Annotated in this window: 1 protein-coding gene; it reads right to left on the bottom strand. The window is 56.6% G+C overall.

The features are described 5' to 3' along the window. On the bottom strand, nt 1–281 hold a 281-nt coding region (locus ACZYR9_RS27815; RefSeq protein ID WP_488981521.1), incomplete at both ends, for an IS66 family transposase zinc-finger binding domain-containing protein.

Raw genomic sequence — 281 nt, 5'->3', positions numbered from 1 at the left:
GCGTACACCTGCCGCACATGCCGAATGACCTTCACTTGCGGAGGCACGATGCCGATTTCGCTGCGCGTTTCCGTACTCATTTCATGTAGTGATCCGCCGCAGCACTGGCAGATTTGCTCTCCTTCTTCCAGCGTGTACGTCACCGTTTCAACCGGCAGTTTGGACAGATCCGCCTCGCGCTTGCCGTTTGTTTTGCGGCGTTCGTAGGTGACCTTCTCCATTTCAGGTTCTTGCCCCTGGGGCGTGGCCAGCACTTCGGCCTCATTAAACAGGTTCAGTTC

This window comes from Paenibacillus sp. F024 (assembly GCF_057814255.1).
The sequence above is the reverse complement of the archived record's forward strand: the minus strand, read 5'-3'. Positions and strand labels throughout refer to the sequence as shown.